This is a genomic window from Clostridium estertheticum (genome assembly GCF_011065935.2).
Taxonomy (GTDB): domain Bacteria; phylum Bacillota; class Clostridia; order Clostridiales; family Clostridiaceae; genus Clostridium_AD; species Clostridium_AD estertheticum_A.
The window spans coordinates 5412407-5425126 of the sequence record NZ_JAAMNH020000001.1; the positions used below are offsets into that span (position 1 = coordinate 5412407).

At 30.0% G+C, this 12720-nt stretch carries 14 protein-coding genes; 7 read left to right on the plus strand and 7 right to left on the minus strand.

All coding sequences use genetic code 11. The features are described 5' to 3' along the window. Positions 1-16: 16 nt before the first annotated feature. From G9F72_RS25910 to G9F72_RS25925, 4 genes are all read left to right on the plus strand, one after another. The gene (locus tag G9F72_RS25910; protein WP_164957262.1) at positions 17-679 is read left to right on the plus strand and encodes a DNA alkylation repair protein; all 663 of its coding nucleotides are present in this window, start codon (positions 17-19) and stop codon (positions 677-679) included. A 3-nt stretch (positions 680-682) separates the two neighbouring features. Further along, positions 683-1216, plus strand: a complete 534-nt coding sequence (locus tag G9F72_RS25915; protein ID WP_164957263.1) for a GNAT family N-acetyltransferase — start codon at positions 683-685, stop codon at positions 1214-1216. A 17-nt stretch (positions 1217-1233) separates the two neighbouring features. Continuing rightward, the gene (locus tag G9F72_RS25920) at positions 1234-1866 is read left to right on the plus strand and encodes a tRNA-uridine aminocarboxypropyltransferase (protein WP_164957264.1); all 633 of its coding nucleotides are present in this window, start codon (positions 1234-1236) and stop codon (positions 1864-1866) included. A gap of 115 nt (positions 1867-1981) precedes the next feature. After that, positions 1982-2869 carry a radical SAM/SPASM domain-containing protein gene (locus G9F72_RS25925; protein ID WP_164957265.1) on the plus strand — a complete coding sequence of 296 codons (888 nt, stop codon included), beginning with the start codon at positions 1982-1984 and terminating at the stop codon, positions 2867-2869. Between the two features lie 87 nt (positions 2870-2956). On the opposite strand, the gene G9F72_RS25930 is transcribed toward G9F72_RS25925, so the two are convergent. Together G9F72_RS25930 and G9F72_RS25935 are read right to left on the minus strand one after the other, a co-directional pair. After that, positions 2957-3892, minus strand: coding sequence for a DUF4097 family beta strand repeat-containing protein (locus tag G9F72_RS25930; RefSeq protein ID WP_164957266.1), 936 nt, complete (start codon positions 3890-3892; stop codon positions 2957-2959). A gap of 223 nt (positions 3893-4115) precedes the next feature. Continuing rightward, positions 4116-4679 (minus strand): TetR/AcrR family transcriptional regulator, encoded by a 564-nt coding sequence (locus tag G9F72_RS25935; RefSeq protein WP_164957267.1) that lies wholly within the window; start codon positions 4677-4679, stop codon positions 4116-4118. 260 nt (positions 4680-4939) lie between these two features. Here G9F72_RS25935 and G9F72_RS25940 point away from each other — a divergent pair, with 260 nt between their 5' ends. After that, positions 4940-5584, plus strand: a complete 645-nt coding sequence (locus G9F72_RS25940) for an undecaprenyl diphosphate synthase family protein (RefSeq protein WP_164957268.1) — start codon at positions 4940-4942, stop codon at positions 5582-5584. Positions 5585-6019: 435 nt separating this feature from the next. Here G9F72_RS25940 and G9F72_RS25950 read toward each other — a convergent pair whose 3' ends face one another. The 5 genes from G9F72_RS25950 to G9F72_RS27500 all read right to left on the minus strand — a co-directional run bounded on the left by G9F72_RS25950 (position 6020) and on the right by G9F72_RS27500 (position 10452). Next, on the minus strand, positions 6020-6235 hold the full coding sequence (locus G9F72_RS25950) for a hypothetical protein (protein WP_164957270.1): 216 nt from the start codon (positions 6233-6235) through the stop codon (positions 6020-6022). 121 nt (positions 6236-6356) lie between these two features. Then, the gene (locus G9F72_RS25955; RefSeq protein WP_164957271.1) at positions 6357-7919 is read right to left on the minus strand and encodes an ATP-binding protein; all 1563 of its coding nucleotides are present in this window, start codon (positions 7917-7919) and stop codon (positions 6357-6359) included. Positions 7920-8185: 266 nt separating this feature from the next. Continuing rightward, the gene (locus G9F72_RS25960; RefSeq protein WP_164957272.1) at positions 8186-8848 is read right to left on the minus strand and encodes a hypothetical protein; all 663 of its coding nucleotides are present in this window, start codon (positions 8846-8848) and stop codon (positions 8186-8188) included. Between the two features lie 217 nt (positions 8849-9065). After that, positions 9066-9191: a hypothetical protein gene (locus tag G9F72_RS27275; protein ID WP_263487090.1), complete on the minus strand. Its 126-nt coding sequence runs from the start codon at positions 9189-9191 to the stop codon at positions 9066-9068. A gap of 61 nt (positions 9192-9252) precedes the next feature. Further along, positions 9253-10452 carry a M23 family metallopeptidase gene (locus G9F72_RS27500; RefSeq protein ID WP_164957273.1) on the minus strand — a complete coding sequence of 400 codons (1200 nt, stop codon included), beginning with the start codon at positions 10450-10452 and terminating at the stop codon, positions 9253-9255. Between the two features lie 167 nt (positions 10453-10619). On the opposite strand from G9F72_RS27500, the gene G9F72_RS25975 reads away from it, so the two are divergent. Further along, positions 10620-11606: a DnaD domain protein gene (locus G9F72_RS25975; RefSeq protein ID WP_164957274.1), complete on the plus strand. Its 987-nt coding sequence runs from the start codon at positions 10620-10622 to the stop codon at positions 11604-11606. Then, the gene (locus G9F72_RS25980; protein WP_164957275.1) at positions 11599-12579 is read left to right on the plus strand and encodes an ATP-binding protein; all 981 of its coding nucleotides are present in this window, start codon (positions 11599-11601) and stop codon (positions 12577-12579) included. Before G9F72_RS25975 ends, G9F72_RS25980 begins: the two co-directional genes overlap by 8 nt. Positions 12580-12720 lie beyond the last annotated feature (141 nt).

Consider the following 12720-nt stretch of genomic DNA (forward strand, 5'->3'; position numbering starts at 1 on the left):
TATAGGAGTGATGTATATGATTAACATTGTATTCGAAGCAAGAAATCGTCTTGAACCCTCATCAAAAGAAAATTCTCTAACCACAGGAAAAGTTAGGTCAATATCCTCTGCATTGTACAAAATTTTAGAGGATAAGAGTATTGATAATGTCTTTGCACACTGTGAACAGTTACTTAATGAGCACGAATGGACATTGGGAGTCATTGCATACAATTGGGCTTACAGAGTTAGAAAACAATATAATGATAAGACTTTTTTTGTTTTTGAGGGTTGGCTTAAAAGGTATGTAACTGATTGGGGGGATTGCGATGATTTTTGCACCCATGCTTTTGGTGAATTACTTAGTCAAAACAATGAATTATTCACACATATTGTTAAGTGGACTCAACACCCAGATTTTTTTGTAAGGCGTGCCTCTGCCGTTGTTTTAATTTATCCCATTAAACACAACAAATATCAGAATCTTAAACCATTTTTAATTTGTGATGCACTTATGAATGATAACCACCATCTTGTTTTAAAAGGTTATGGCTGGATGTTAAAAGTTTTATCTGAAACCCAGCAAAGTAATGTATGCCAATACTTAACTAAGAATAAAAATACTATGCCCAGGGTGTCTTTTAGATATGCCTTAGAGAAACTTAACAGCGAATTAAAATTACATTTAATGGAGGAGTAGATTATGTTAATAAAACTAGAAAAATTTAAAACCTGTGATGTACCTACCTTAATATCCTGGATTCCGGACAAAGAATTTTTGCTTCAATGGGCAGGACCAGCTTATACATTTCCTTTAACGCAAGATCAACTGCAATCTGAGATAAATATGATATCAAGTGAGAATCCAAAAACTTTGATGTTTACTGCTAGGATATCCGATACCAATGAAATAGTAGGTCATATCCAACTACTTGGTATAGATTTAGTAAATAGCTGTGCATGCATAGGAAGAGTTCTGGTAGGAAATGAAAAGCTTAGAAATAAAGGTATTGGTATCAAGATGATTAATGGTATCTTAGCTATAGCATTTCAAACTTTAAAATTACATAGGATTTATTTAGGTGTTTTTGATTTTAATAAATCAGCTATAGCTTGTTATGAAAAAGCTGGCTTTAAAATTGAGGGAACCGCAAGAGATTTCAGGAAAATAAATGATGAGTATTGGTCCTTAATTAATATGAGTATTCTTGAGGAAGAGTATAAGATAAGCAATTAAAGATTTTAGGAGGAAAAATGAGTTCAAATTACAGTGTAAAACAAATAACAAGCCTATATGGAAGTTGTAATAAATGTGGTTTACCAAATATAAATTGTCTATGTGATAAGGCACCTAAAATAAAAACTAATGCAATGATTTGGATTCTTTCTACGGAAAAAGAATTTTACAGGCCTTCTAATACTGCAAGACTACTCGAACTAGTTAATCCAGATTCCACAGAAATTTTCCTTTGGGAAAGAACGAAAATACCTGAAAAGTTAATAGCAAATTTAAATAATGAAATATATGAGCCCTTCTTGCTTTTTCCTATAGAAACTTATGAAACAGCCAGCCGTAAGGTTGAATATAAGAATACAGGAAAAATCCCTGCATTTATTATAATAGATGGTACCTGGAAAGAGGCACGAAAAATATTTAGAAGAAGCCCCTACCTAGAAAAACTGCCAATCCTTTCCTTAGAGCCAGCTTTTAAGTCTAATTATGATTTAAGAAGAGGTGTGGTTGATGGTAATTTATGCACAATAGAAGTTGCAATGGAAGTATTAAAAATAAATGGCGAGATTGAATACTCACAAGTAGTAAACGAGTTTTTCAATCTATTTCTAAAGAGCTATAAGGCGGGATTAAGTGGCCACGAGGTAAAGTAAAAATGGTTTGAGATTTTTATGTGATACAATCTATATTGATGTTATGTTAAAATCATTATATTACTATTTTTATGTTGCCCTTACCTAAATTCTAGTCATGATTGGAGAATAATTAATGAAAAGATTCAAGAAATTTTATATAGAAATTACAAATGTGTGTAATCTTTGTTGCAGTTTTTGTCCGCAAACACTTAGGGCTCCTGAATTTATGACCCTAGAAACCTTTAGCAAAATATTAGATGGAATAAAACCTCATACGGATTATATATATTTTCATGTTAAAGGAGAACCACTTTTGCATCCCAAATTAGATGAATTTTTGGATTTAAGTTATGAAAAAGGTCTTAAGGTTAATATAACCACCAATGGGACTCTAATAAATAAAGTTCAGGACAAAATAATCCTAAAGCCCGCGTTAAGACAGATTAATTTTTCTTTGCACAGCTTTGACGGCAATGAGGGTTCAACCTGTAAGGATGAATATGTTAATAATATTATCTCCTTTGTGAAAGAATCTATAGCCACGACGGATACTTTATTTTCTCTAAGGTTATGGAACCTTGATTTGGATAATACAACTAACCTTGAGGCTAAGAAAAATCGCGACTTGCTTTCTGTAATCGAAAATGCCTTCAATCTACCTTATAAAATTGAAGAAGAAATACATCCTGGTCGTGGTATCAAAATTTGTGATAGTGTATATTTAAATCAAGACCATGAATTTCAGTGGCCAGATTTAAAGCTAGAAGAAGATAATAGCCCTGGTTTTTGTTATGGTCTTAGAAACCAAGTAGCTATATTAGTAGATGGCACAGTAGTACCCTGCTGCCTTGATGGAGAAGGTGTGATTAACCTAGGCAATATTCATGAAACTCCTTTTTCTGAAATAGTTGAAAGCAAAAGGGCAAACGACATTTTCAATGGCTTTTCTAGGAGAGAAGCGGTTGAAGAGCTATGCAGAAAGTGCGGCTACAGAAAAAAATTTAACGATACATCGGAGTAGTGTCTTTAATTGAGCTACTTTAGCAAATTTTCAATTGAAAAACACAGGCTAATTTCATAAATTAACCTGTTTTTTTTGTAAAATAATTTATTTTTTACTTATAGCCGCATCTCCGGAAATAGTTTCTATTCTAATAGTTTTCTGCCCATTTCCAACAGTTCCTTTGATATTTCGCTTTTCTACTTTGCCAATTACTACTAGCGGGAAAGTATTATCTAATTCTCCAGATGTACTACTGAAATCAACCTTAAATTCGGACGCTTGTGGAAGAATTAACTCCACATCTCCTGAAACTGTTTCCGCTGCTACCTCATTATTAAATTCACTATATGATGCTTTAATGCTTCCTGAAACTGAATTTGCTTTAATATCTCCAGTAATAGCTTCAATTTTTATATCACCTGAAGTTGTCTCAAATCCGTTTGTTTTAGCTGATAGTGCTTTTATATCAACGGTACCTGAAACGCTGCTGAAATCCGTTATATTGGCTACAATGGAATTTATGCTTACATCTCCTGAAATTGTGTTTGCCTTAAAGTTATCCCCCTCAAGCTTATCAATTTTTATTTCCCCGGATACGGTTTCTATATCCATAGATTTTTTATATTTTTCTGGAATATATAAATCTAGTTTTGTGTTTAAACTAAAATTAATTATAGACATAATTTTATTTGGATATTTTATTGATATATTTAATATATCTCCATTTAAACTTGTTTCTAATTTAGGTGCCCTACTCATCTCAGAAGCTGTACCATGAAAATGCACCACTATTTTATCCTCTTTTGATAATATTATATTAACATCTGAGCTTACTGTATCCACCATAACCTTGCTTATAGGTACTATAATAAATTCCTTGGTTTCGTCAATACTTCCACTTCCCATTGATACGGTGGCCTCCTTGGCTGTTGTTAATAAGTTTCTTCCCTGGATTTTTGCAACTATAAAAGCAAACCCTATTGAAATTACTACTATCAGTAGTGTTATTTGAATTATTTTCTTAACATTAAAATTACTCATTTTCCTCCCCCCTATTACATTATTTACCATGATTCCATTTTATCATAGGCTGCTGTTTATTGTAAGTTATTTTCTATAATATCAAAAAATAAAAATAAGGCTATAATATAAAAATTCAATTATAGCCTTATTTTTACTAGACTGTCATGTTTACTGCTTGTTCCTTTACTTGTACCAATTTCTTCATCTTATCTGCATGACCCTTCATCAATAATGCTTTTTTCTATTTTATTCCATTTAACAGGTGCTCTATGAAGCTATCTGTATTTTCATCTAATTTCATACTATCATTTTTTATAACATTATAAACAGCTACCGATGCTAGGGTTCCAAAATACGTATATGTTAAAAAAGAAGCGTCGCCTTTTTTTATAGTACCATCTTCCATAGCCTTGATTAAAAATTTCTCTATATCTTCCATATATGACTTTAACAATTCTCTGAGTTCAGAATGTCTTATCTTTCCACCCCATGCTTGACTCATTATAACCTTAAATAAATCCCTATTTTCATATACTAATTTTAACTGATCTCTGCTTAGTTGTCTTAATTTATAGGAATAATCCCCCGGTCCTTTAATAATGTTTTGTATTTGCTGCCTTAGCAGGCTTACCCCCTCAGTAATTATGTATTTAAAAACCTCATCCTTACTTTTAAAGTGATAATAAACTGTTCCTTTAGCTACTCCAGCACTTGTTGAAATTTCCTCCATAGTAGCTCCATCATAGCCATTAGTTGAAAAAACCTTAACTGCAGACTGAAATATATCTCTTTTTGTTTTATTCATTAACTTACCCCACTTATCAATAAATTTATCTTATCTTTCTATTTTAATCTTAAATGAAATTATACTTCAAATGCCTTAATCAATATTTCAATAATTTTACACTATAAAACCATAAATTGAAAGTATCTTTATATATTATCTAAAATTAATTTACAATCATCTAAAATTTTGTTAAATCTTATAAATAATGTGGATTAATATAGCAATAATGGAGATACTATGATTTATACATTAAAAATTCGCAAATAAAGGGTGATGAGATGAGAATACCAAATCATATCGGAGTAATTCCCGATGGAAATAGAAGATGGTCTGTAGATAATGGTCTATCAAAAGATAAAGGATATACCTTTGGACTAGATCCTGGTTTATCACTGTATAAACTTTGCAAAGATTTGGGTGTAAAAGAAATAACCTATTATGGTTTTACTACTGATAATACAAAAAGACCACCCTTGCAGAGAGAGGCTTTTGTTAAAGCCTGCGTTGATGCAGTCGAGCTTTTAAGCACACAGGATGCTGATTTGTTAGTAGTAGGAAATAGTGACTCACCTATGTTTCCTAAAGAACTGCTTCCTTATACCTCGCGTAGAACTTTTGGTAAGGGCGGTATAAAGCTAAACTTTCTCGTAAACTATGGATGGGAATGGGATCTAAGTAATCTTGATAAAAATAAAAGTAGCAAAAGAAGTAATATATTTAATTGCATAAAAACTAGTGATATTTCTAGAGTAGATTTAATTATTCGTTGGGGTGGGAGAAGGCGTCTTAGTGGGTTTTTGCCGCTACAATCCATCTACTCCGACTTTTATGTTATAGATGACTTTTGGCCAGATTTCAAGCCCGAACATTTATCAACAGCTTTAGCTTGGTATAATCAGCAAGATGTAACTCTTGGTGGTTAATTCATTTCATTCTTTTGTAATAGATATAAGTTTTAAAACAAACTATATCTATTTTTTTACGTGCTAAAATATGTTATTATTAAACTAAAAATTCGATGTTTTAAATTTTAATAAAAGCAATTTTATGAAAAAAGTTTTATTAAAGGAGTTCTTTATGGTTAATGAAAAAATAAATTGTTACAAATGTAAATATTACTATGTAACTTGGGATGCGGCGTTCCCTAAAGGTTGTAAATTTTATGGCTTCAAATCTTTGAATTTACCTTCCATATTGGTAAAGCAATCCTCCGGGTTAACTTGTGTTAAATTTACCCCGAAATAAAAACAACCCTATTTTTAAGAATAATCACTATTATATATTACATATAAAATAGAACATGCAACTAACCATTATTAATTGCACCTGAGGTCATATGCTCTATGACCTCTTGAAATTTAATCTGTGAATCCTTTATTTTGTTCAACTATCTCATATGCGTAAGGTTCAATTTCTTCTTGCTTTATGGTGCCGTCCTCATTGATACCTGTAACTATTGTAGGTATATTTACTAAGTTACTGTCTATACCTTGAATTTTAACATACCTATCTAACCCATCTTTAAATTTTTCGTATTCCTGGTTGCCTACTTCTCTTCCCTTCATACGCTTCAATTTATAACCTCCCTTCAAATATTATGCTATCCATATATAAATGTTAATATACTTAGTAATTTCCAAAAGTGATTTTTCTTCAAAAAAACAAAACGCCTGTTAAGCGTTTTAAATGTTAGGATTATTTTGTTTTATTTATAACTCTGTAAATCGCATTAGCTAGCTGTTCTATGGTATAAGGTTTTCTTATACACTCTTTAAATCCATAATCCGTACAATTATCCATAACTGAATTACTACTATATCCACTTACTACTATTGCATTTACATTTTTATCAAGTTCTAAAAGCTTCACAATTGTTTCCTTTCCCCCCATGCCTCCGCGTATGGTTAAGTCGATTATCACTGCATCAAAAGTATTGTTTTGTATAATTGAATTTTTATAGGCTTTAATGGCCTCTTCCCCATTCTTTGCCATTTCCACTGCATATCCTAGTTCCATAAGCATAAGTCTGTTAATTTCTCTTATATTTTTATCATCATCCATTACTAGAACTTTACCTGTACCTTGTATCACTTTTTCATACTTAACCTTATCTATAATCACTTCTTCTTCAGAAGCCATCAAATAAATATAAAAACTTGTACCAACTCCTATCTCAGATTCTGCATATATATAACCATTGTGCTTAGTAATTATCGAATAACTAGCTGCAAGCCCAAGACCTGTCCCATCATCCTTTGTAGTAAAGTAAGGTTCAAATATTTTTTCTATATTTTCTTTAGGAATTCCCTTTCCTTTATCTTTTATCCGGATCATTACATATTTACCTTGCTTTATATTGTTTTTATTGCCTTCATCTACATATACATTATTAGCACTTACTTCAATAGTGCCTCCATTTTGCATGGCTTGCTTAGCATTTATTAATAGATTATTAATAACTTGACGAATTTGACCTTCATCTACTTTCACAGGCCATAAATCCTGTGCTATTGAAAAATTGCACATGTTATTGGAACCGCTTAATACCATAGTAGCGGTTTTCCTAATTAGCTTTTTTATGTATATATTTTTTTTGATAGGTACCCCATCTTTTGAAAAGCTTATTAATTGTTGGTTAAGATCCTGCGCCTGCAAGGTTAATTTTTCAATTTGAGAAAATTTGTTGTTAATTTTATTATATACTTTATTAGTGCTTATATTTAGATATCTCTTGATAATGTATATGTTTCCTAAAATTATAGCTAATATATTATTGAAATCATGAGCAATTCCTGCTGCAAGAATACTTAGTGAATTTATTTTTTCTAATTTTACTAATTGCTCTTCAAATAAATTTCTCATTTCTTGTGATTTTTTCTGCATTTCTTCCATTGCTTGTATGTGTACGGTTACATCATTAATAATTAATTTTATTTCATTACAATTATTATCTGTATCAAGTATCTTTTTAAAAATTAATTGTAAAAAGTATAGTGTTTCTTTTGCTTCAATTTTTTTTATGAGATTTTGACGCTTGTCCTCACTTTTATTAAACTCTTGGGTTTTTATATTAAGCCATATAGGTATAGAATATTTATTTTCATTATTATCATAACTATACTCAGATATGTTTATCTTTTTTAGTATATCTTTTGCTTCACTATTTAAATAATTAACTTTAATATGTTTATTAAAAGATATTATTGGAATAGGTAATTGCTCATACTCAATAAATATAGCCTCATCCTTAAAACCCATGGTTTTTAGCCTCCTATGTAATAATAATTTAAAAACACATAATAATTTTCATAATTTTCAGTCTTTTAATGATATATTAAATGAAATTCATAAATCAGTGTAAATATAATATATATTATACCATTATATGTATTTATTTTCATCTATTTATTTTATAATTGAAATTATTTTTATCAACCACAAAAATAGAGCTGAGAATGTTTAAAACATTCTCAGCTCTATTTTACTCTTAAGGTTTTGTTCAGGTTTTAAAATTATCAATACATTTACTTGGCTATAATTTGATTTACTGCCATTTTACCGTTATATTCTAGCCCCTCTATAAAATTGTAGGTATATTTTTCATTAGAATTTTCAATAAATGCTTTAATAAAGTTATGTCTAAGATTATAAAATACATTTACATCTCCGTTTACCATTTCCCAATATTTTTTATGAATACAGCTTGTGGTTTCCCATTCTAATATGTTATTTTCTGATTTTATAACCCTTGTTACTCTATCACAAGGCATGCCTTCTAACAGATACATATTAAGAGCATTATATAATTCTTCTGCCTTTTCCGGCATTTCTTTTGTTTTTAAGGTCTTTCCAACAGTTTTACCTTGCTCCGTAAAACTTAAAACAGCCATATCTTCTGCTTCTTCTCCATACTTTTTAATCATTTCTGTTATTGTAAATGCTGTTCTAGTTTCAACCGCGCTGATTTTATCTTGTAACCAACCATGTATATTTGATTTATCAATTATATCATCTATATTTTTCGAGGTGTCTATTGGCATACCGTAACAAAGTGATTTCTCAACCACCTCACTTGCAATATCACTGTATTTATCTATATAAACTTCTTTTAAGTTTTTCTCTAAGTCCTCTGCCAATAAAATTTTATTGAATAACCAGGTGTGAATAGGTGCTAAAAAAGCGCTCATTATTATTCCTCCAATATTTGTTTATTTATTTGTTTATTTATCTATTCTATATAAGGATTATAATATATTAAACTTAGAATCACAGTAACTTATGTTACCATATAAAATATTACTGAAGTTAATTACTATTATAGAAGTACTAAATTATAATTTTCCGTAAAAATAAAAAGAGCTGCTAGCCCTTTTTATAAAAATCCTTTATTGAAAATCCATTTTATTATTCATCAAATCTTATTGCAGATTTACGTTTTTTCTTCTTCATATCAGAAGCTTCAATAGTATCTGGCTTTTTAGGTTTATTATCTTTTTCTTTTGCTGGTGTTTTCATTTCTTTATATGGCATAAAATCACTCCTTTATTATGTATTTTTAACTTTTAACATAATTTTATTCATACATTAATTTTTACTTTATGTATTTTTGAGGATTTATAGGTTCTCCATTTTCTCTTACCTCAAAATGTAGATGAGGTCCCGTACTATTACCAGTACTTCCTACTTCGCCTATTTTTTCTCCCAGTTTTACAACTTCACCCTTTTTAACATTAATAACACTACAATGTGCATAGGTAGTCTCTATTCCTCCTCCATGATCGACTTTTATTACATTGCCATAACCATCCTCCCAAGCTGCATAAGTAACTGTGCCCGCTAATACAACATTTATTGCAGTACCAAAATTCGCTGCTATATCAATTCCTTTATGCATTTTTCCCCAACGCATACCAAAGTTTGAACTTATACTCCCTCTTGAAGGGCTATTCATATTGCTAAGTCCAAGTATTACGGGATTAATAGTTCCAACGTATATTTCTTTATTTTGAACTGGTGTTATAATTTCTGACGCTACAATCTTTTCAGAAATGGTCTTATTATTAAGGAATACTACCTCAGAAGTAACTTTTTTAATTCCCTCTTTACCTTCCCTCTGAGTCTTTTTAACACCATTCAATAGTGTATTAGAAGGCTTTATAATTGTAGTAGGGTATATGGCTTCTTGTTTACTTATATTCCCTACTATCTTCACAGTTATAAAAGGCATTTTTGATCTAGTGTTATATTTTATTAATTCACTCACAATTCCGGAATTTTCATATAAATCCCCTGTTTTAACCCTAACAGCTCCATAACTGATTTTATTTATTATTTCTGTTTTTATAATACTATTTACCTTCACTTGCTTAGAATAATAATCTTTTACGCAGTTCAGAATTTCACTTCCTTGATTTTCTGATACCACATATGCTATTTTTCTATCATCTGATTTCATTACAAGTCCATCCACTACTATATTGAATTTTCTTAACATAATGTTCTTAAGGTTATCTCCACTTATAAACATAGCAACATCATCAACCTTTGCAGTATCTATAGTGAAATCTTCTTTTACAATTACATTTCTATATTTAGACTTAATTTCATTTTGTAATTGTTTATATGTTTTATTAAACTCCCTCTTACTTTTTACATAAGTTATAGTACTTTTCCCTATAGAAACCTTATAACCATTAAACCTATAAACATTAAAATACATAATAGTAGCTGTAAGTACAAGTGTTATGAGTATCACACCTATATTCATTTCGTTTCGTTTTATAATCTTCAATATTATACCTCCTATGGCACTTACTTAATATGCCCTATATGGCTAATTTTAAACATTATTGAAATATATTTTTTAAAATCTATGTTTAACTATATGGTATACTATAGTTTGAATAATAAAATTTTTATAGATGTGATATTAAATATAAAAAGAAAGGTAGTGACTTTATGAGCACTTTCATGTTTAAAAATGAAAATTATAAATATACTCCTGTGAGTAATATTTTTATAGATAAGTTTATGCCTAGAGCTAGGGGAGAATTCGTTAAAGTTTACCTTCTTGGGCTGAAATATTGTGCATCCGGTGAAATAGGTGCTACGTCTTCAGTTATAGCAAATACCCTTGGACTTCTAGAAACGGATGTTGTTAATGCTTGGAACTATTGGAATGATGAGAGTTTAATTAAAATGACACCTATTGATAATATGGGTAACTTTAACATTGAATTCTTAGATTTATTAGATGTTCCCGATGAAAATATCCGAAATATAAATTTACTAGAGGAATTAACTAATTCTTCTATAAAAGGTATGCTTCAAGATATTGAAAAGCTATTAGCGAAACCTCTTTCACCAAAAGAAATGACTATGTACCTAAGCTGGCAAAAAGATTATGGTTTTCCTCCAGAGCTCATACTTCTTTTAATTCAATATTGTGTATCAAAAGGCAAGGTTGACTATAGATATATTGAAACCATTGCAATCGCATGGCATGATGCCAATATTAGAAATATTGAAGATGCACAATCTTATATAAAAAAACATGAGGATAAATGGATAAATATTAGAAAAATATTAAATTACTTAGGAATAAAAGCTCCAGAAATAATGAAACCTCAAGAACAAATATTAGATAAATGGGTGAATGTTTATAAATTCTCCCTAGAGGTTATATTTAAAGCCTGCGATATCTGTTTTGATAGACTAAGCAGGGCTGATTTTAAATATATTGATGGGATTCTAAATAGTTGGTTTAAAGATGGTATAAACTCACTAGAGGACATTGAGAAAAAAGATAAAAAACGATTGCTTTCTACTAAAGGTAATACTGCTGGTGGAAAACCTGCCAAAGGAAGTTTTAATGATTATGAACAAAGAGCCTATGACTTTGATGAGCTAGAAAAAAAATTGCTAGGATGGGATAAGAATGATTAAAGGGTACCAAACGAAAATATTAGCACTGTATGATAGAATAAGGGAGGAAGAAGAGAGTGACTTTAGAAAAAGAAAAACTCACATAGAAAAAACTCATCCTGAAATTATTGAATTAGATCAGAAAATAGGTAAGCTATGTATAGAATTATCCATTAGTGCTTTGAAAAGCATTCATAATAGGGATGAATATTTACGTGATCTAAGAGAAAAAATAGTGGATCTGAGAGTTAAAAAATCCGAACTATTAGTTTCTAATGGTTTTGATATGGAATACTTGAATTTACATTATAGATGTAATAAATGTAGGGATACTGGTTTTATTGGAAATACTAAATGTACCTGTTTTAAGCAAAAGGTTATAGATGTTTATTATACAGGTTCTGAACTTCGCGGCTTGTTAAAATCTCATAATTTCGATAATTTTAAAATGGACTACTATCCTTCTAGAAAAAGTGAACATGCATCAGAATCTCCAAAAAAGAACATGGAAAAGATTTTATCTACGTCTATGAACTTTCTAAAAAACTTCTATACCTCTGATGAAAATTTATTATTCTATGGGGGGCCTGGCACAGGGAAAACTTTTCTGTCTCACTGTATTACAAAGGAATTAATGGACAAAGGCTCCTTTGTAGTATATAGGACCGCTGAGGAACTTATAAAGGGCTTAAAAGAAATTCGATTTAATGGTGACACAGCTTTAGAGGAGCTACTAATAAATTGTGACTTACTTATTATAGATGATCTGGGTACCGAGCAAATTTCAGATTTTACTAAAATGGAAATGTTTAATTTGCTTAACACAAAGTTATTAAAACAAAAGAAAATGCTAGTGTCTACTAATTTAACCCTTGAAAATTTATTAAATACCTATTCAGAAAGAATAACCTCTAGATTACTTGGCAATTTTACTGCTTGCAAATTCTTTTGTGAGGATATAAGAATAAAGAAAAATTTGAGTAAACTAAAATAATAAAAAGCACCTATTACTACAAATGCGTTAGTCTTCATGAAATGATTCTAAGACTTATTTAAATGTATTTTATGTAATATGTGCTTTTTAAATATACTTAAAATTTTAAGGCAATAAAAAAAAAGTACTAAACATTTGTTT

Bases quoted from the DNA above. Each gene is read 5' to 3' on its own strand.
- G9F72_RS25930 (WP_164957266.1), bottom strand. From the start codon at position 3,892: ATGAGTAATTTTAATGTTAAGAAAATAATTCAAATAACACTACTGATA.
- G9F72_RS25935 (WP_164957267.1), bottom strand. From the start codon at position 4,679: ATGAATAAAACAAAAAGAGATATATTTCAGTCTGCAGTTAAGGTTTTT.
- G9F72_RS25975 (WP_164957274.1), top strand. From the start codon at position 10,620: ATGAGCACTTTCATGTTTAAAAATGAAAATTATAAATATACTCCTGTG.
- G9F72_RS25915 (WP_164957263.1), top strand. From the start codon at position 683: ATGTTAATAAAACTAGAAAAATTTAAAACCTGTGATGTACCTACCTTA.
- G9F72_RS25925 (WP_164957265.1), top strand. From the start codon at position 1,982: ATGAAAAGATTCAAGAAATTTTATATAGAAATTACAAATGTGTGTAAT.
- G9F72_RS27275 (WP_263487090.1), bottom strand. From the start codon at position 9,191: ATGCCATATAAAGAAATGAAAACACCAGCAAAAGAAAAAGATAATAAA.
- G9F72_RS25955 (WP_164957271.1), bottom strand. From the start codon at position 7,919: ATGGGTTTTAAGGATGAGGCTATATTTATTGAGTATGAGCAATTACCT.
- G9F72_RS25940 (WP_164957268.1), top strand. From the start codon at position 4,940: ATGAGAATACCAAATCATATCGGAGTAATTCCCGATGGAAATAGAAGA.
- G9F72_RS25980 (WP_164957275.1), top strand. From the start codon at position 11,599: ATGATTAAAGGGTACCAAACGAAAATATTAGCACTGTATGATAGAATA.
- G9F72_RS25960 (WP_164957272.1), bottom strand. From the start codon at position 8,848: ATGAGCGCTTTTTTAGCACCTATTCACACCTGGTTATTCAATAAAATT.
- G9F72_RS25910 (WP_164957262.1), top strand. From the start codon at position 17: ATGATTAACATTGTATTCGAAGCAAGAAATCGTCTTGAACCCTCATCA.
- G9F72_RS25920 (WP_164957264.1), top strand. From the start codon at position 1,234: ATGAGTTCAAATTACAGTGTAAAACAAATAACAAGCCTATATGGAAGT.